Here is a 19,503-nt window from a genome sequence, read left to right as displayed (position 1 = left end):
GCCCTCCTTATGTTTATATACTTTGAACATTTAAATTATGACTATGATGTCCTCTTTATATGTAAGATTTACGTAATAGCCCGAAATATGAAGATTGCCTAAATTAGTATGTAGCTACACTGAAATGATAAAACTTATCTCATATTAGGATAAGTTTTTGAATGTCATCAACTTTTTTTGTTTCCCCATACGTCTAGTAGGTGTATACAATTTGAAAATGTTAAAAAGGAGCTTCTTTGGACATGAAAACAAGAAATGCATTTCAACATGAAGAGGTGTTTGTCCAATTCATTCGTGAACAAAAAGAGCGGTTTTATTTGCTCGCATATAGCTATACAAAAAATGAACAGGACGCACTAGATGTCGTACAGGACAGTATCCAAAAAGCCATGCTTTCACTTCACCGCCTCGAAAATGTCGAGTATATGAAAAGCTGGTTTTATAAGATTGTCGTACGGACAGCCATAGATTTTTTACGTAAGCATAAACGCTTACAAGTGACAGACGATGATACATTGCAATATTTAACACCTGCTCAGGAGGACGTCTATGAAAATGTTGACTTAGAACATGCATTAGATGAGTTACCTCAAATGTATCGTGAAGTTGTTATTTTACACTATTTTGAAGATTTAAAGCTCGCTGATGTTGCCACTATCCTTAACATAAAGCTGAGTACAGTCAAATCGCGTCTATATAAAGCGCTAAAACTTTTGAAAATCCAATTGCAAGATGTGAAGGGAGAAACAGCACATGGATGAAAAATTAAAAGAACTAGAAAAACAATATAATAAAGTCCCCATTCCAAAGGAGCTTGATTTTGTAGTTGAACGTGCATTACAACAAGGTAAAAAGAAGAGAAAAAAACGAGCGCCTCAATGGTTACTTGGTTCAGCAGCGGCCGCTATGCTTTTTACAGCAGGTTTAAATGTCAGTCCTGCAATGGCACGTACACTTTCTGAAATCCCTTTAGTTGGTAGTGTTGTGAAGGTTTTAACATGGACGGAATATGAAGTAGCTGAGGACACATACGATGCGAACATTAAGGTGCCCTCTATTGAAAACCTTGAAAATCAAAAGCTTGCTAATACTTTAAACGAAAAATACCGTGCAGAAGGTAAAGCCCTCTACGATAACTTTATCACCGAGGTCGGAGATTTGAAGGCAAATGGAGGTGGCCATTTAGGAGTAGATAGTGGCTATGACATTAAAACTGACAATGACCAAATCCTATCAATTGGACGTTATATCGTAAATACAGTCGGATCGTCTTCTACAGTTATGCACTATGATACGATTGATAAAGAAAATGAAATTTTAATTACACTACCAATGCTCTTTAAAGACGATCATTATATTCAAACTATAAGTGATAATATTAAGGAACAGATGCGGGCACAGATTGCTGCATCCAACCAAGAAAAAGTATATTGGATAAAAGGTGCAGGTCTCTCTGATGAAGAGCTTATGGAAGAATTTAAAACAATTAACACTGAGCAGCAATTCTATATTTCAGATAAAGGGAAGCTTGTAATTTCCTTCGATAAATATGAAGTTGCTCCTGGTTATATGGGTGTTGTTGAATTCGAAATCCCAACCGATGTGTTAAAAACTGATCTTGTAAGTATGCAATACATTCATTAAACATATAAAATTTAAAAAGCGAGGAATTTGATGTATATACGTCAAGTTCCTCGCTTTTTCAATAGCTTGAACCATTCAACAATTCTCCATTTGAGAGAGTCAACGTACTTATAAACCGCTCACTTTTTGTCAAAACTAAATGGTATCAATTAACGTTAGAGGGTATTCATATGAAGGGTGTAGGATCAATCAGTATTTTACATGTTATTTTCTTATCTATGACTGTTATTGGCTTAAAAAACCATGTGACTATTATTCCACCGCTTCTTGACGTAGCAAAAAGAGATGGCTGGGCTTCCGTGATAATAGCCGCTGTAATTATATTCTTCTGGCTATTTTTGTTAGTTTATATTCAATCAAAGTCAAAACAAGAATCTATTAGAGATTGGTTAGATGGAGTTTTTGGAAAAACAGGCTCAACAATTGTTATTTATTGTATCGCTATATATTTGATTATTTTAGCAGCTTTTACAATGGTTGAAACACTACAATGGGTGAACACTACATTTTTACCGCAAACACCAGTTATCATTTTGTTATTTATTTATACAATTCTTTGTATTTTACTTGTCACAACAAGTCTACAAACGATCGTTATTTTAAATGTTTTTGTATTGTTTGGGGTAGTAGTCTTTGGTTTCTTTGTAGCATTTACGAATATACAGGTGAAGGAATACCATTTATTACTTCCCCTTTTTGAGCATGGCTTTTCACCTGTTCTAAAGGGAATGATCTATCCTACATCAGGATTTATTGAGCTATTGATGTTGTTATTTCTACAGCATCAATATAAAGAACGCATCCGCTGGTATCATTTTGGCATCATGCTTTTCATATTAATGGGGCTTACTTTAGGACCTCTTATTGGCGCAATTACAGAATTTGGCCCGGTGGAAGCCGCTAAACAAAGATACCCTGCCTATGAGGAATGGGGCTTAGTTTCCATCGGTCGCTATATAGAGCATTTAGACTTTTTCTCAATTTATCAGTGGCTTACTGGAACATTTATCAGAGTCAGCTTCCTTTTATATATAGTGGCTGATTTATTAAAAATGACTAGTAATCCAAAGCAAATTTGGAGAATGCTCGCTCCACCATTTTTCATTATTTGTTTACCATTAATTATTTTAAATGAAAACATATTTTTAAAGGTGAAAGGGAACTATATATTAACAACTACTGTTATTTTCTTTTTTGTAATCTCCATTCTACTCGTCCTAGCAGCATTCTTTTCAGATAAATCCTCTAAAAAGGGTAAGTCTGACAAACAAGAAATGGAAAGTGGTGAATCATAATGCCTCAGCAGGAGAAGGCTATTGACCTAAGCACCTTAAAAAAATTGTTTCAAAAATCTGCCGATATACAGTTTCAGGAATATACATTTAATCAACAGAAAGTACATTTCGTTACCTGTGATTCAATGATTGACCAGCGGTTACTCAATGAAGTCATTATAAAGCGCGTTCAGTATCTCTTCGACCATTTAACGGATGCACCGCTGGAAGAAAATATTGAAAACGAACTCCATGTCCCTACACTGCAAAAAGTTAAAGACAAAGAAGAGGCCATTACATTTGTCTATACGGGGTTTCTTCTGCTGTATTTTGAGGAAGAGGAATTATTATATGCAAGTAATATTGCGAAAAAGCCTAATCGAAATCCTGAAGAAACGAGAATGGAGGTTCTTGTTAAGGGACCCCGAGATAATTTTATTGAGGATATACGTGTCAATATAGCTCTTTTGCGAAAAAGATTACCAACTAACTCTTTTTGTGTTGAAAAAGTAGAACTAGGTAAACGCTCGAAAACGACTGTAGCCATTCTATATTTTGATGATATTGTCGATATGGATATTTTACATGGCATTAAGAAGCAATTGGCATCTGTTGATACAGATATAGTGTTTAGTGGGGATTTATTAATGGAACGTATTAATAAAAACTCTAAGCTTTTCCCAAAATTCGATTATACTGGACGTCCTGATTATGCCATACAGGCTTTAATCAGAGGGCGTTTTCTTATTTTTGTCGATGGTGTAGCTTATGGAGTCATCACACCTGTCAACTTATTTTTATTATTAAAATCTGCTGAGGATAACGAATATCCTATTATATTTAGTTCCGTTGAACGCTTATTAAGGATATCGGGTATTTTAATTGGTTTATTGCTACCTGCATTTTGGTTAGCCTTGACCACCTACCATCAAAACCAGCTACCATTGCAGCTTTTAGCAACAGTAGTCCAAGCGAAAACAGGGTTGCCACTCCCCTCCTCACTCGAAATGCTGCTCATGCTGCTGATGTTCGAATTATTCCGTGAAGCTGGTTTACGGCTCCCCTCTGTTATTGGAGGAACGATAAGTGTTGTAGGTGGATTGATTATTGGAGATGCAGCCATTCGCGCTGGTGTAACAAGTCCAGAAATGATTGTAATCATTGCCATCTCTACAATTGCATCATTTACATTAGTGAACCAATCTCTAGTCACTACAATCAGCTTATTACGTATTGTTTTTATTCTTGCAAGCGGATTTTTGGGTTTATTTGGATTTTTCGTCTCTTTATACGTGACACTTTTATACTTATGCAACATTCGAATCTATGGTTATTCTTACATGAATCTTGCCACAGATTTAAATTGGTCTACCATTAAAAAATCCATCTTCCGACTCTCACCAAAGGGCTATACAGAACGTAATAAAGCGCTAGCTCCACAAGATTACACACGAACTTCTTCAAATAAGCAAAAGAAAACAAAGTAAAGCTTCTATTAGTTTGAGCATTTCTTAGTTGATGCTTGATAATAAAATAAATCTCCCCTTTTAATTATTGATGAGGGGAGATTTTATTTATTTATGTGTTTATTTCTACAAAATGTTGTATAGATAATTCGCCTTGACCTTTGCGGAATTGAATAAGATGTAGCTTAGCGAATAGTCCATTTTGCGCCACTAGCTCATCATAAGTGCCATCTTTTTCAATTCCATTTGGCGTAACAACAAGAACCCGATCAGCATTGCGAATAGTTGCTAATAGATGGGCAATCACAAGTAGGTTCAATACTTTGTCCAATTGTTGCTTGGCTATTTTTCTAAAATTAAAACTTAGAAATTTTATCTATCCTTAAAAGGTTTTTATAACTATGCATTATAGGAAAGCAATTACTAAATTCCCCATGCCTTATACTTACCAAATTGTATTTAGAATCTTCCGTAACAGGAAAGTAATCTATAATACTCAAGATGGAGTAAAATCAACAAACCTATACCTTTACATTTCAAGTCATTGATTCCAAATAAATAGCTGGTGCCAACTTCTATCGATCTACTGTTGACACAAGCAAACGTAGTTGGTCCCATTTCGTTTAGTGACTTAGCTATAAAGAATTAACGATAATAGCACTTAGTAGACTTTTTGAAGACCCTAAAAAAGTGGTCTTTTTAAATAATTATCTCCGCCAATATAACCCTCCTTACGAGAACATTTAGTTTTTTTCTTATTGACAATTGTAGAAAACATTCTGTCTATAGGAGGCAATTTACAAACAACTTGTGTCTTAGTCTAAGCCACTCCATTGATTGAACATAGCCTATACTATATCAATTGAAGGGAGTTAAAAAAATGGTAAATCCAATGCGCTTTAACGAAGGGCGCCAATTTCCCCCAGGTATGAGACCATTTTTTCCAGGTACGAGTCCGTTTTCTCCAGTTGGAAGACAGTTCTTCCCAGGTATGAGCCCGTTTTTTCCAGTTGGCAGACAATTCTTCCCAGGTATGAGCCCGTTTTTTCCAACAGAGATCGAGTTTTTCCCAATTGAGATTGAGAGCCCATTTTTCCCAGTCGGAACTCCGTTTTTCCCAGGTATGAGACCATTTTCCCCCGGCTTTGGAAATCAAATGTTTCCCCGTTTCCCTAGATAAATAGGAACTTTTTTTTTTGGAATTACCAAGATTTATTAGATACAAAATTATAATAAGAAGCTGTAGAACTTGATTTTGTTAAAACAAACAATGGAGAGACAACAACATAGAAGAAAGAATCAAAAAAATTTTTCAACACACATTCCAGCCAATTATCTAATGATAGTTCACCATGCACTAAAAAGCAGTTGAAATTCAGATTTAACCGAACTTTCAACTGCCAACTCAAATATTAGATTTTTTAATAGTGCCCATTAAATATTATGAGTTATTTTTTCAATTACATTTTGTTACTGTGAACTGCCTTTTTTATTTGTTCTGCTCCACTAAAAACTAGAGAATATCAAGGGCTAGTAGGAGGAGTAAGTCCGAAAAGAACAGGAGTTATTACAGCACTACCAGCGCCAAGGCGGACTTGTTGAACTTGCAGTACTTTTACAGTTAATTCAAGCACGATTTTTTCACGCAATGTGCGGAAAGCACCTTCAGGTGATGCCATAACTGGTGAAAAATCAAGTTCAAAGAAGTTAGCAGCGACTAACTCGCCAAATGGTTGTTCATTGTACTTAACGAGATTTTGGAAGAAAGCCTTATCCAATCGAGCATCCAATTGGGTTCTTTCATTCAGGAAGTTCGCTTCTGCAAACTCAGAAATTCCTAAGATTGGAGTAGGACCTCCAGGTGTTTGCGGGAAAGTTAGGTCTGTAAAGCCAGAAAACGGAACATCAGCAATTCTATCTTGTAGCGCTCCATTACATGCCGCTGATGCATATTCTATATTTTTGCGAATATGCCCTGCTACAAATAATTTAGCTCTTGTTACTCTAAAAAAGTCAGTGTTGTCAATACGTGCAAACCTAACTGGTACTAGTTTAACTTGATTTAGGAAAACATTTTTCTTCACTCTTTTAATTTCAGTTGCTGCAGGATCAAGCGTAATATCTGATTCCACAACTATTTGAAGTGTTGGTTCTGCAAGCGCAACTGGAACTTTAATAATTGGAGCCGTAATCGATGTAACGGCTAGTGGAGTAGCCTCACTATTTAATGGTATTTGTTCAGTTGACGTTACTGGGCAAGGTAGCATTTGATTATTTAATTGATCACTCAAAAAAAATCCCTCTTTTCATTTTTTTAGTATTAGAGTGCGCTCTCTATATTGCTAGAATATGTAGCGATTAAATCTATGTATGGATGTGTATACTAGTTTTTTCTGATTTTAAAAAAGGGAATTTTAGAATTAAAGATAAGAATGAACATTAAAATGCTGGATACTCACCTTTAATGTGCGTCTGGTTTTAATTGTTTAGTTATATTCTCTAACTGGAAAACTCAAAGAATAGATAGTACATTTTTGAGTCTCCCTTCCTAACCAAATCAATCTTTTCTCCCCACATTTTATTCCTTGTAACTTATACTTGTATCCTTACAAAAAGTGGACTTGGGATAGCAAACTCTCACCTCCCCAAAGTTTTATACGTCCCACCATTGCAAAATTAAAAGCCATACCCCATTGGATATGACCTTTAGAGATCACCATATTTATTCCCTTGAAGGAAACAATACATTTTATTACTAAATGTTGTTTTATAGATGAATACCTTTTAATTTTCTACAACTATACATATTATAGATCATAAAAGGAGGGATATTTTATGGGATACTACGGTAATGTAGGAGGCATTAATAACAATTGCTATTATGGCGGCAATAGTGGCTCATCATTCGTCCTAATTGTTGTGTTATTTATTCTTCTGATTATTGTCGGCGCAACTTTCATGTATTAATATAATTAATCTTTCATGTATTTTAATCTAAAAAACCTCCGCTGCTAACTATTACAAAATCGAAATTTAATGATGTAAAGTTTATCAAGCTTTACATCATCTCATTACATGAGGCTGGGACAGAACTTAATTATTTTGAAAAATAACGAAAATGGATAATAAATTTTCCGTTTCACTGAGTTGATTGATTCTTCTTAAATCAAAAAATGTTAGACCGAGATACAATCGATCTAACATTTTTTCTTTTTGTCCCAGCCTCTTTTTTTCATTAAACCTCTTGATATATATCTAAGATATAAAATTTTAAAATTAATTTATATTAAGTAGATAATTATCGCAGTTCATTTTAACAACCGTTCATATGATAGATAATAGAAAGGGGGGAAGATATTATGTCAGAATGTAATGGCGGCGGTGGCTATGGTTCTGGTGCAGGATTTGCACTAATTGTTGTTCTTTTCATTCTACTGATTATTGTTGGTACTAGTTTCATCCGTTATTAATAATACCCATTAGAGCCTCTAATGCTATTATTAATAGAATAAAAAATTACCTTTCCTTCTAATATATCAAAGGGTCACTATCCTCCGTGTGACCCTTTTAAATTTTTCTTACGTAATTTGATATAGTATTATAAACAAAAATCGTATTCAAGAGTTACTCTCTTAAATGCGATTTTTTCATTATTCAAAGTTCTTTCATAGATGTAGTTTTTTATCACTCAACAATCTGGGAACCAACGTTATTCACAGAAAGTTAATGATTTAATTAGTATATTAAATTAGCTTTTACTACGTCTTTGCTGAAACGTAATATAAAGCCCAACCAAACGATCAATGATCATTGTTCCGTTCTGGATATCCTTAAAGTGTGATTCCTGAATAATATTTTCTTTAACCGACTGTGTAATAAAGTTTTGCGGTGGGAAGCCCTTTGGAGAACGCAAACAGGATTAAAGAAATTGAATTCATTTCTTATCATACTTGGTTAACTGAACGTGACCCGAAAACTTATTGATTATTTTCCAAAATTTTTTATTCAAGGAACTCTTAGTTGGATAAATACCTCCTCACTTTCTACAACTATGCATATTATAGACATAGAAAGGAGGGAAAATATTATGTCTTATAGTAGTGGTTCTGGTTCATCATTTGCTCTAATTGTTGTTCTATTCATTCTTCTAATTATTGTTGGCGTTAGTTTCATCAGTTATTAATATTCAATACCACCACCTCTATGCTCATAACTATTAGAAACTTATCCTTTTACACATTCAAATCATTAGTAAGGGTCACTATCCTCCGTGTGACCCTTTTAATATTTTTTTCTATAGCATGTGACGACGCTGAGCTTTTTAAGTCTATTGCTCAGGCTATGAACTATACAAAAATTGCTATTACGTCATATTAATAGTAATGTAAGCTAATTTAGTCTTACACCTCCGAATTTCGTTACTGAGGGTCACTCCATCCCAAGTGACCCTCTTAATATTTTTCCTTTTTCAATTTTGCACTCAACCTCTCAGGGCATAATAAAAAGCCACACTTGGTTAGATATGACTCATACAAAAATCTTACGCCAATCTTAAAGAATGTTAAAAATGAAAATTAACTGAACGATCTGTTCATAGAACTGTTTTTCTCCCATACCAATCATATCTTTCAAACCATGCTGTAACCACAACCATTTATCCATCTGCCTTTTAGTAGCATGCTAGAACAATTACTATAAATGGTTATTTTTATTATTCTTCACTTCGCCTTCCTTATTGTCCAAACAACTGTATTCGATATGAATAAAATATTATATGAAAAGGAGGTGAATATAAAATGGCATCATTTGAAATTGGAGCGAGAAGTCTTTTCAATTTTCGAAACGAACGCTTTTTCCTATTAGTTGAAGATGAAATTACAATTCCAGATAAAGGTGTGGAGATTGATCCAGTTAATATCTATGAGATTGACCAACAAACTTTCAATTTTATCAGAGATGAAGGAGATACACCTGTAGTTGTACCACGTTTTAACCTTCCTCCTGTACCACCTGGATTTAAATTAGAACGGAAATGTATTTTTACAGTCAATAATTCATACTTTGTAATCTATGATTTAGAAAATGGCACTGATAACAATGTTTTATTAAGAATCAGTGCAGCTTTATTTAACTCATTAAGAAATTCTGGTGTTCGTGAATGTGTTCCTCAAGATTTCATTAATTAATCAATTTCGCCTTGGCGTAATTGTAGCAGCCGCTTTGTTTTCGCTACAAAAAACATTTGTTGCTGACGCTTCGCTTTGCACAGATAAACAATTTTAAATTGTGCCCAGGCCTGCACGAGGGTCGATACGATGTCGATCATTTCTGTAATGCCACAGGACGTGGCGTTTTTACCGATGCAGGTCGGTTAGCCGTTTTTGCAGGATGCGAAGGTTTTAGGCTCATTCCTTTGAAAATCCGTGACATCCACTGGAGACTTTGGGCCAACAGATGTTTTTTGCGCGAAAGCGTAGTGCTAACGCAGCGGCAGCAACATGATGTTGGTCACTCAGGCGTTTTCACAGGATGTGAAGTTCTTAGCCTGAGTTCCTCTATTTCAGTAGGTGTTTTGACACCCACTGAAAAGGAATCAAGACTGCTTCCAGAAAACCATTTATCCTTTGCAATAACCTTGTTACATTCCTTATGTAAGTGAAAGCTCATAGATTTCTCGTCTTACTTACCTACAAGATACCGCCTTTTTACCCTTATCTATTGTTTCAGTGCACCCAAAAGATGTATGCTCTTTTCCAGTCGTTAATTTCTAATATCGATCATTGTGATTTAGCCCCTTTTATTTCCTGTTCTTAAGCAGGTTTGAATTTGCTTATTATTAAGTTTTAAAACATTTTTGGGTAAACCATATTTTTCTCTTACTTCTTCACGACTCATACTATGCTCTAATCGACAGTGAGCTTTAGTAAGTTGCAATCCTTTACAGGGCACTTTATATAACCACCGTGTTTAGAACTCCAACAAGTTTCCACCGCGATTCACCCCTTAATGTGATAATTTTGTGTTATAAATTCGTAGCAACGTTCGATATTTGGAAAGATCTCTTCGAATTCTGCTTCTTTTTCTACAACAAAAAACGTTTAGTTCTTATTTGTAATTCTCCAACATGTAATCTGTGCTCTATTTCTACAGCTTCTAATCTCTTAAAAATCCAATCGTTTTTCGTTTGCTAAGGGCGTGACACATTCACCAAGATTTCTTTATTGGCTCTTAACAAATTCATATGGCAGTGATAATGTCTAGCTCTTCATAACCTGTTTTTCTAATGACTTGTTAATAACTCTGATAATCCATTACTATTGGGGTCGTACAGCCTGAAAAAATTAGATGTGTTACCTTGTTTGTCGTTATCAATGAGCAATACACGTTTCCCATGCACCACTACCAGTGTGAAAGCGATATTGATAGCCGAAATTGTTTTAGCTACCCAGCCTTTTAAATTAATAATGCTGATTGTTTTCATTCATCCAATCTAGTATTTTTTCGCCATATTTACATATTTCTATTTGCATTTAATTTTTAAAGTGTTATAATTCGTATATAAAGAATTGAATAGCTTTTGACATTATTGTCAAAGGGGAGTAGCTAGCAGATGCGAGTAATCCATCTGATTTCACATTCGTCATTACATGGTTTTTGACCATCGGGTGTGAAGGCATATCTTAAATGATAAGATATTTTTTCTGTATACATACAGTTAATCGCTTAGCAAGACCTTTGCCTATTTTTTAGGCATAGGTCTTTTTCTTTTGCCTAAAATAGGGAAAGACTAAGTTAAAAGCAGTCATTCACTTCTATTTAAAATTAAAGGAGGAAACAAATTTGGAGGCAATTTTATTTGAATACGCATGGGTACTCGTTGTATTAATTGTACTAGAGGGTTTATTAGCTGCTGATAACGCTGTCGTGATGGCTGTAATGGTTAAACATTTACCAAAGGCTCAGCAACAAAAAGCATTATTATATGGTTTAGTGGGTGCATTTATTTTCCGCTTCGCCGCGCTATTCCTTATCACAACACTCGTTAATTTCTGGCAAATTCAAGCTATAGGTGCTGCCTATTTATTATTCATGTCTATCAAGCATATTTATGATTCTCGGAAAGCCTCGCAAAATCCAGAAGAAATTGAAGAGCCTAAAAAGAAATCTGGCTTCTGGATGACAGTAGTGAAAGTAGAGCTAGCTGACATCGCCTTTGCAGTAGATTCAATTTTAGCAGCAGTTGCTATTGCAGTAACATTACCACATATCGGTGATTTTGATATTGGCGGTATTAATGCAGGGCAATTTGCAGTTATGTTCCTAGGTGGAATTATCGGTGTTATTATGATGCGATTTGCAGCACGTTGGTTTGTACGTGTGCTCGATAAATTCCCATCTCTTGAAACAGCTGCCTTCCTAATTGTTGGATGGGTTGGTGTAAAGTTAGCGGTATTAACATTAGCACACGAAAAACTAGGTGTAATTCCACATGAATTCCCTCACTCCACTTTATGGAAAGTGACTTTCTGGATTGTGTTAGTAGGTATCGCCCTTGGTGGTTATTTAGTGGGTGTCAAAAATCAAACGAAAAATCCAAAATAATATACTTTGAAAAAATTGCCTAGAATTATTAAGGACACTGAAAGACTAAAAAAATTCACTTTTTTATATTAGAAATTTGTCTTTTGTTAGATTTAAAAACTTAAAAAAGTCGATTTGCATCACAATTTTTGTGGCAAATCGACTTTTTCAGTGCCCTCGAAATATTCTAGGCGATTTTTTATATCCATTATCTAAAGCATCAGTATTTCAAAATGATTTTGATTAAAAATTCTAATTGAAAACTAATATCAATTAAGTTTTGTAGGATTTACTGCGAAAAATTAAATTTTTGTATGTCTGCCTCTCTTCGCTGTATACTAGAAGTGAGCAGAAGGTATTTACTGCAAAGGGAGGAACTTTTATGTTATCTGAAAAACTACACACAGCACTAAATGATCAAATGAATTTTGAATTTTACTCAGCACATGCCTATATGGCGATGGCTGCCTACTGTACAGATCAAGATTATGATGGCTTTGCTAATTTCTTTTTAGTACAGGCGGAGGAAGAACGCTTCCATGCTATGAAATTTTATAATTTCCTAAGTGATATGGGCTACCGTGCAACCATCCAAGGCTTTGATAGTCCAGGTAACCATTTCGAATCGATTTTAGCTGCCTTCAAAACTGCGCTTTCTCATGAAAAAGAAGTGACACGTCGTATTTACAATTTGTCAGACATCGCTTTAGATGAACGTGAGCATGCGACAATGGCATTCTTAAAATGGTTTATTGATGAACAGGTAGAGGAAGAATCAACATTCGATACTCTAATCCGTAAAATTGAACGTATTGAAAATGACTCCAATGCTATCTTTATGCTAGATGCAGAATTAGCTACACGTACATTTACGCCTGATGCTGAGGCATAGAATTTCATTTAGCCTATTTTAAATGAAAATTTAATTTGGAAAATGCAAAAGCGACTAAGTTTTTGAAGAAATTTTTCTCGGAAACTTAGTCGCTTATTTTTGCTAATTAAATAACAGCTCAATTTTTATCGTAATAATAATAAAAATTCCCATCCGCATATGAAAGAAACCCTATCTCTTCATTCGGTTTTAATAGTAATGTTTGTTCAGTACCCTTTAAATAGAAGATAGGGGCTTCTTCATTAACAAATGGTTTTCCTAAATTTTTATACCATTTTTCATTCAGATGTTTAGAATAAAAATCAAACGAAATAGATTCAATTGTATCGTCATCATAAAAGCAATATTCTGTCTCTATCTTTCCTTTCCCCGTACTATCGTTTAAGTAATAATAATTACAGGCTATAGTATTATCAAAATATTTAAAATCCTTTTTATCTGGAGCACCTAATCGATTTACTACATCTTTTCTCGAGGAACCTAAAGCAATCCCATTTACTAAAAATTCATTTTTTTGTTTATCGATCTTAATGATAAATTTACCCCGTTCAAATAATTCCACCAATGATTGGTTATGCTTTTCAGCAATCTCCACTGCTGACTCCCCGTTACTATTTACACTATTTAGATTTACCTTATTTTTAAGTAGCACCTCAACAGTATTTTTATCTCCATTTAATATTGCTAAATATAATGGTGTTTGACCTTGCTTATTTAGTCCATTTAGATTTGTTCCCTTTTTGATTAGCTCAGACAAGAATGTCATATTATCTGTTTTATGAGTAAGTAAGATATGAATAGCATTATTTCCATTTTCATCAACCTTATTGAGATTTAGTCCATTCTCAATAAATATTTGAACAATATCCTTATTTTGAGTAAGAATAGCCGTTTCATATGTATTTTGACCCGTTGCATTCTTTCTATTAAAATCAAGGTCTAGGTTCAATAATTCCTTTATTAAATCTATATTGTTGAACTGATGTAATAGGGCTACTTGCACTATATTATTTCCCTCATTGTCCACTTCCTGAAGATTTACTTTAATTTCATGAACAAGATAGTCAATCATATCTTTGTTCCCTATTTTTATCGCATAATATAACACCGTGTGCCCTTGCTCATTTTTTACGTTCATATCAACCCCAAATTGATGAAGCTCTTTTAGTATTTCATATTGTTTATTTATGGCCGCAATATGTGCAAGAGTATCTTTTTCTTTACCAACCTTTATACTTCCTATTTCTTTATTCATTAATGACAAAGCTATTTTTTTATTTGGTAATTTTATAGCTTCACTTACCGAATTTTCACCGTCTTTATTTGTAAAAGTAACATCTGCACCATTTTTAAGTAAAAATTCTATATTCTTTATATCCTCCATTTTAACTGCCTCAATTAAAGAGTTATTCTTATCTTTTAATAAAAGATAATTATCCCATGAAAATGTAAACTTGGTGATAAAGCCATAAACTGCAATACTGATAAGCAATAAAAGGCTTATAAAGATTGAGCAATATTTAGCAACTCTCTTTACCTTTTTCTTATATATTTTATGTTGACGTTCTTTTTCTGCTAGTTCTTCCTTTTTATTATCCTCTATCTGTTTTTCATATAATGTAATATTTTCATTTATTGCTTCATCATTCCTATACATTGAAAGAACACGCTTTTTTTCTCTTTTACATCGTTTACATGTTTTCGTATCCTCCAAGTTAAGACGTCCACATACACATAGCCATTTATCATTTACTATTTGTGAATAGTATTTTGCATCATTTCCTTCATGTGTTTTTACATAAGATAATTGCTTGGGGTGATTAATTTCTTTTAGTTCTACATTCTCTAGTTCAGTTTCCTTTTTAGTCCATGTAGTTTCATCACTAAATAGTACTTTATGAATAACGATATCAATTTTCCTTGTATTGCGAAAATTATCTAATGAAATTTTTTCACCATTATCAAATAACTTGTTGGGCTTTATAGATTCAGTAAACTGCTGTGTATATTCAAAGCTATTTGATTCCATTCCTACTGGTTCACCAAATTGATCATAACAATAGACGGTAGCATTAAAACCTTTTATACTTTCTTCTGATATATTATTAAATCTAAATGAACAATAAATTTTGCCTGTTTTTTTACTTCTATATAGCTGATACTCAAGCAATTCAACTGGACAATTTATATCAACTAACATTCTATTCCTCCTATTAATTCAACAATTCGAATTCTTCTTCTTGAGGCTTATTAGTAACTTTTGAACTTATTTCTTGAAGTAATGAAATAATTTTAGCTATTGCTAGAAAGAATATTCCTGTTAACACAATTGATATTGTTGATACCAAAGTTGTTGTAAGATGAGTGGTATAACTATCTTTAAAGATAAAATATCTTTCTTCTATAAGATTGTTATCATAATGTTCATTCGCTGCTTTTTCCCAGTACTTCATATCCTCTCTTTCTTCCTTTAAACTTGATATTTGAGATAAACTAAAGATTAAAGCTGTAACAAATAAAATCATACTTGTTATCTGTAGTACCAGTTTCATTAGCACATCCTCCACATATTGAAAAATAAATAATATTATATACTAATTACCCATTATTTACTATATATTTCAGGAACCTTGATTGATTTTGATATAAAAAAGAAACGCTCAAAATGAACGTTTCTCTCTTTCCAAAATAAGGAAATACCACTCTATTTCAAGGAAATATCTACTTGTTGCGTTCCCTCTAAATAGAGTTCATCTGTTATAAAATACAGGCGAACTGGATTAGTAACTCCATTTAGGTCTAATATTTCAATTTGTTCAGACAGATAGTCATTATTACTATTTATAACTTCACTTTCTGCGTCTACACCATAATCATTTGCATCTGCTGCATTACCATTAAATCCTTGTATATAACTTGAGGTTGGTATATTTAATGTCACCATTGGTTTCTCTACTTTTATTTGTAAACCTGGAATAGGTGGCTTAGATAACACCTTATTCTGATTAAAATCTACTTCAATATAATCCTGTTCTTTTCGAAATACTAGTACTTTACCAATAGATAAAGTTAGCTTCTCCGGCTCTCTAAAGTAATTACTTTGCATAAAGTATGTTGTTTCTCCAGTAGCTGATCCTGTAGCTACTAAACCTCTACGAATTGAAGACCATTCCTCCCCTTTTTCATCCAAAAGACGTATATCATCAAAATCATAAATACTTTTATCATTATTGGGGTCGAGTGCGATTGTCACACCGGTGCGAATTGGTGAAATCGAGACTGACTTAACCGTAATATTTTGTCCTTCGAAGCTCATTTTCTCATTCAATTCATAGGTCTTTGTTTGCGCAATTTCCCTTTTAAGTGTAAATGGAAACGAAAATTCAGTTTGTTTCTCATCTGCAAATTGAATATATAATTCAAATTGGGCATTTTCATAATTTATTGGTTCAAAGAATGTAACAATCAAATTATCTTCAATTTGAAAAAATTCTACTTCACGATACCTGTAAAAATCTACTTCAGCATTTAATACTTCACCGTTTAAACGAAGCTCTATTTTCTCAGTATCTAAACCTCGAAGATCCATTGGTGCAGAAAATTTATAGGGTAAAATCATCCCTGTTTCATCGGCAATTACCCCCTGAAGTGTAAACGATAAGTCATTTTTGGCTTGGGTTTGCCCTAATTCCTCATAATAGTGATTATCAAGGATATCAGCAACACCTTTATCATACGTAATCATCTGAACAAGTGGTGAAAGCCCTGGAATATTGCTAACGACACTAGCAAAAGCTGGTGATAAACGGATAGATCCCAGAAAAATCATTAGAAGTGCACAAGTTAGAGCCATGCCTTTCCATATTTGCAGTCGTTTCCGTTTTTCTTTTTGATAGCGACGGACACTTTCCATATGTGCTTCAGCTAATTGATCATGTGGAACATGAATTTGTGCTAATTCTTGGATAAATGTATCATAGTCATACTTTTCTTCCTTCTTCACCTACAACTCCCCTTTCTCCTGAAAATAAAGTTTTAGCTTTTTCAATGCCGAATGCAATCTAGATTTCACAGTACCTTCTGGTATATTTTGAAGGACAGCAATATCTTGATTTCTATAGTCATGAAAATATTTTAGAAAAATTAGCTCCTGTTGCTCCTTAGGTAGTTTGGTAATGATATCCGTCATTTCAAAGCGGTCGTGGGTATGTACGTTTTCTCCAATTTCTATATCTTCCTGTAAATGAAGTCGCATACTTTTATTACGCATATCATGACAAACATTCAGTAAAATTCGAACAAGCCAAGTACCAAAATAAACTGGTTCTTTCAAAGTATGTTTCTTTTTTAAGCTTCGATAAGTAGCTTCTTGTACAGCTTCAATAGCATCATGCTCATTTTTTAAATAGGCAAAAGCCATTCGATACATGGTCTGTTCATATTGTTTAAGTAAATATAAAAAATCCTGTTCATCCATCTTTCTCTCTCCTTTCTATTTATTAGACCGTTGAAATAACAGTATCGTTCATTTTAATGTTAAATTTCTTCATAAAAAAGAGAAACGTTAAATCAACGTTTCTCTTATCTTCATTATGATCTATGAGGCTCGCGAACTTCTCCATCAAATGCAGCTCTATAAATAGCATAGATATCTTCTCGTTCTAGTAGCATTGGACTTCGGGCTAAAATTCTTGTTTGCTTTGTTGCATCAGACGTTAATTGTTCCAAGGCTTCTTCTGGTATATTAAATCCCTTTAATGTTGAAGGAATATTAACATCTTGAACGAGTTGTTGTAATGCATCTACACATTTATAGGAAGCTTCTTCTTGTGATAAATAGGCAGATGAGATACCCATTGCATCTAAAATATCTTTCATACGCTTTTCACAGCTTTGACGAATATACCCCATGACATATGGTAAAAGCACTGCGTTGGAATCGCCATGAGCTATATGAAATTGACCGCCCAATGGATAGGCTAGAGCATGGACACCTGCTACTCCAGCATTGAAAAAGGCCAAGCCAGCTAAATAACTACCATAGCTCATATCTGAACGAGCCTGCTTATTTTGTCCGTCCTGCACAGCCGTGCGAATCGAGCCACTGATTAAGCGAATTGCCTGTAATGCAAGGGCATCAGTTACTTCATTTGCATTGATTGAAACATATGCCTCAATTGCATGTGTTAAGGCATCTACGCCTGTTGCAGCTGTTATTTTTGGTGGTAATGAAATCGTTAACTCTGGGTCTACGATAGCAATATCCGCCAATAAGTAGTCATGTGCCACAACGTCTTTTGTTGTTTCAAGCGATAGCACAGAAATATTTGTCACTTCTGAGCCAGTTCCAGATGTAGTGGGTATTAAAATTTTGGGTAATCCTTTTTGTTCTAGTGTTTTTGTGCCTGTTAAATTTAAGTAATCCGCTACTTTTCCATCATGTACTGCTAATACGGCAGCAAGCTTGGCTAAATCTAGAGCACTTCCGCCACCTAAACCGATGACTAAATCAAAGTGATGCTTTCTAGTAAAGTCAACTAGCTTTTCTCCAATAGCAAGTGGTGGCTCTGGGGCAATATCTGTATAAATCGTAGTCGCGTATCCCTTTGAAAGCAAGGGTTGTTGGATTTTATCTGTTAACCCTAATTCTTTTAAAAATGGGTCTGTGACAATTAATATATTGGTAGCTTTAAATCTTTCTACTTCAGGTAGAAGTTGATTTAAGCATCCCCAGCCTGTATAACTTACAGGAGTAAAGGTTAATTTATGCATAAATGATCTACTCCTAACTATTCATAGTGACCTTCCGTCGATTTTCTAAATGATTTAAATTGGACAGGATCATGACCAAACCAAACCTGTGAGTTCGTTTCATTGGCAAGTCGGCGAATTCGTTCAACTGTAGAATTATAGCCAACCGAATCATAAATAATGCCTGGTGGCTTGACAGGTGGACCATAGCTTTCGGCTGTGTAAATGGCATCTGAAGCTAAAATAATACCACCCGTTTCTGGCATATTAATATGCAGACCAAGCATACCCCAGGCATGACCACTGCCAAAATTCAATACTTGAATCCCTTCTGCAAGCTTCACGTTATCCTCACCACGTTTAATGAGGCGCCATTGTAAATTATTTTTAATCCACATATCAATGTCACCCCAAATATAGGCACCTTCTTTTACATTTCTCGCATAGGTTTGAAGTGTACCATTGAATTCATCTTCCTGTACGATAATCGTAGCATTTGTAAACAGCTCTAAGCAGCCTGCATGATCTAAATGTAAATGGGAGGCAACAACATATTTAATATCCTCAGGACGCACATTCAACTCTTCTAATCGATGATGTAAATAGCATTCTTCTGGCATGTTAATAGGAAATGCTTTCTGTGTAAATTCTCCCCAACGCCCCTCAGGTCCCATTGAGTTTGGATTACATGCTGTATCAAATAATATTTTCCCTTCTGGATGATCGATTAAAACTGTATAAACGGGAAATTCTACAAATTCATTTGGCTGGTTTGGATGATCAATCGTTGCTGGGTTATGCATGGCAATCATATAGTTTTTATCCATTCGCATCGTACCATTATCCATTACATACAATTTTGGGTGTTGTTTGATAATCTTCATTTCTTCCATCT

General features: G+C 34.3%; 19 protein-coding genes and 1 pseudogene. 11 read left to right on the top strand and 9 right to left on the bottom strand.

Features of this window, described 5'->3' with window-relative positions:
* Window positions 1-242: 242 nt before the first annotated feature.
* From ACQKIM_RS10045 to ACQKIM_RS10030, 4 genes are all read left to right on the top strand, one after another.
* Window positions 243-761 (top strand): RNA polymerase sigma factor, encoded by a 519-nt coding sequence (locus tag ACQKIM_RS10045; protein WP_427542801.1) that lies wholly within the window; start codon window positions 243-245, stop codon window positions 759-761.
* Complete coding sequence (locus ACQKIM_RS10040; protein WP_427542798.1) at window positions 754-1,644, top strand: RsiV family protein; 891 nt, start codon at window positions 754-756, stop codon at window positions 1,642-1,644. Before ACQKIM_RS10045 ends, ACQKIM_RS10040 begins: the two co-directional genes overlap by 8 nt.
* 170 nt (window positions 1,645-1,814) lie before the next feature.
* Complete coding sequence (locus ACQKIM_RS10035; protein WP_427542795.1) at window positions 1,815-2,939, top strand: endospore germination permease; 1,125 nt, start codon at window positions 1,815-1,817, stop codon at window positions 2,937-2,939.
* Window positions 2,939-4,405: a spore germination protein gene (locus ACQKIM_RS10030; protein ID WP_427542792.1), complete on the top strand. Its 1,467-nt coding sequence runs from the start codon at window positions 2,939-2,941 to the stop codon at window positions 4,403-4,405. The genes ACQKIM_RS10035 and ACQKIM_RS10030 overlap by 1 nt, the downstream gene beginning before the upstream one ends.
* A gap of 91 nt (window positions 4,406-4,496) precedes the next feature.
* Here ACQKIM_RS10030 and ACQKIM_RS10025 read toward each other — a convergent pair.
* Window positions 4,497-4,694 (bottom strand): annotated as a pseudogene (locus ACQKIM_RS10025) (multidrug ABC transporter ATP-binding protein); the annotation flags it as partial.
* A 570-nt stretch (window positions 4,695-5,264) separates the two neighbouring features.
* Here ACQKIM_RS10025 and ACQKIM_RS10020 point away from each other — a divergent pair.
* Window positions 5,265-5,564 carry a hypothetical protein gene (locus tag ACQKIM_RS10020; RefSeq protein ID WP_427542789.1) on the top strand — a complete coding sequence of 100 codons (300 nt, stop codon included), beginning with the start codon at window positions 5,265-5,267 and terminating at the stop codon, window positions 5,562-5,564.
* Window positions 5,565-5,907: 343 nt separating this feature from the next.
* Here the strand turns inward: ACQKIM_RS10020 and ACQKIM_RS10015 are convergent, their stop codons facing one another.
* The gene (locus ACQKIM_RS10015) at window positions 5,908-6,651 is read right to left on the bottom strand and encodes a CsxC family protein (protein ID WP_427542884.1); all 744 of its coding nucleotides are present in this window, start codon (window positions 6,649-6,651) and stop codon (window positions 5,908-5,910) included.
* Between the two features lie 568 nt (window positions 6,652-7,219).
* Between ACQKIM_RS10015 and ACQKIM_RS10010 the strand changes: the two genes are divergently transcribed.
* The 4 genes from ACQKIM_RS10010 to ACQKIM_RS09995 all read left to right on the top strand — a co-directional run bounded on the left by ACQKIM_RS10010 (window position 7,220) and on the right by ACQKIM_RS09995 (window position 9,570).
* Entirely contained in the window at window positions 7,220-7,351 is a 132-nt protein-coding gene (locus ACQKIM_RS10010) for a YjcZ family sporulation protein (protein ID WP_427542786.1), read from the top strand.
* A gap of 392 nt (window positions 7,352-7,743) precedes the next feature.
* Complete coding sequence (locus tag ACQKIM_RS10005; RefSeq protein WP_427542783.1) at window positions 7,744-7,854, top strand: YjcZ family sporulation protein; 111 nt, start codon at window positions 7,744-7,746, stop codon at window positions 7,852-7,854.
* Window positions 7,855-8,471: 617 nt separating this feature from the next.
* A complete protein-coding gene (locus ACQKIM_RS10000; protein ID WP_427542780.1) occupies window positions 8,472-8,567 on the top strand; it encodes a YjcZ family sporulation protein in 96 nt (31 codons plus the stop codon).
* A gap of 613 nt (window positions 8,568-9,180) precedes the next feature.
* Window positions 9,181-9,570: a spore coat protein gene (locus ACQKIM_RS09995; RefSeq protein WP_427542777.1), complete on the top strand. Its 390-nt coding sequence runs from the start codon at window positions 9,181-9,183 to the stop codon at window positions 9,568-9,570.
* Between the two features lie 1,094 nt (window positions 9,571-10,664).
* Here the strand turns inward: ACQKIM_RS09995 and ACQKIM_RS09990 are convergent.
* Complete coding sequence (locus ACQKIM_RS09990; RefSeq protein ID WP_427542774.1) at window positions 10,665-10,865, bottom strand: ParA family protein; 201 nt, start codon at window positions 10,863-10,865, stop codon at window positions 10,665-10,667.
* Window positions 10,866-11,224: 359 nt separating this feature from the next.
* On the opposite strand from ACQKIM_RS09990, the gene ACQKIM_RS09985 reads away from it, so the two are divergent.
* A complete protein-coding gene (locus ACQKIM_RS09985; RefSeq protein WP_427542771.1) occupies window positions 11,225-11,986 on the top strand; it encodes a TerC family protein in 762 nt (253 codons plus the stop codon).
* A gap of 361 nt (window positions 11,987-12,347) precedes the next feature.
* Entirely contained in the window at window positions 12,348-12,857 is a 510-nt protein-coding gene (locus tag ACQKIM_RS09980; protein WP_427542768.1) for a ferritin, read from the top strand.
* A gap of 118 nt (window positions 12,858-12,975) precedes the next feature.
* On the opposite strand, the gene ACQKIM_RS09975 is transcribed toward ACQKIM_RS09980, so the two are convergent.
* The 6 genes from ACQKIM_RS09975 to ahlS form a co-directional block, all read right to left on the bottom strand.
* Window positions 12,976-15,057: an ankyrin repeat domain-containing protein gene (locus tag ACQKIM_RS09975; RefSeq protein WP_427542765.1), complete on the bottom strand. Its 2,082-nt coding sequence runs from the start codon at window positions 15,055-15,057 to the stop codon at window positions 12,976-12,978.
* A gap of 13 nt (window positions 15,058-15,070) precedes the next feature.
* Complete coding sequence (locus ACQKIM_RS09970) at window positions 15,071-15,409, bottom strand: hypothetical protein (protein ID WP_427542763.1); 339 nt, start codon at window positions 15,407-15,409, stop codon at window positions 15,071-15,073.
* Between the two features lie 152 nt (window positions 15,410-15,561).
* A complete protein-coding gene (locus ACQKIM_RS09965; RefSeq protein WP_427542760.1) occupies window positions 15,562-16,860 on the bottom strand; it encodes a DUF4179 domain-containing protein in 1,299 nt (432 codons plus the stop codon).
* Window positions 16,861-17,334, bottom strand: coding sequence for a sigma-70 family RNA polymerase sigma factor (locus ACQKIM_RS09960; protein WP_427542757.1), 474 nt, complete (start codon window positions 17,332-17,334; stop codon window positions 16,861-16,863).
* Between the two features lie 113 nt (window positions 17,335-17,447).
* Entirely contained in the window at window positions 17,448-18,629 is a 1,182-nt protein-coding gene (locus tag ACQKIM_RS09955) for an iron-containing alcohol dehydrogenase (protein ID WP_427542754.1), read from the bottom strand.
* 17 nt (window positions 18,630-18,646) lie between these two features.
* Window positions 18,647-19,492, bottom strand: a complete 846-nt coding sequence (ahlS, locus tag ACQKIM_RS09950) for an AhlS family quorum-quenching N-acyl homoserine lactonase (protein ID WP_427542751.1) — start codon at window positions 19,490-19,492, stop codon at window positions 18,647-18,649.
* Window positions 19,493-19,503 lie beyond the last annotated feature (11 nt).

The sequence above is a fragment of the Lysinibacillus sp. NPDC047702 genome (assembly GCF_050272555.1).
Lineage (GTDB): Bacteria > Bacillota > Bacilli > Bacillales_A > Planococcaceae > Lysinibacillus.
The sequence above is the reverse complement of the archived record's forward strand: the minus strand, read 5'-3'. Positions and strand labels throughout refer to the sequence as shown.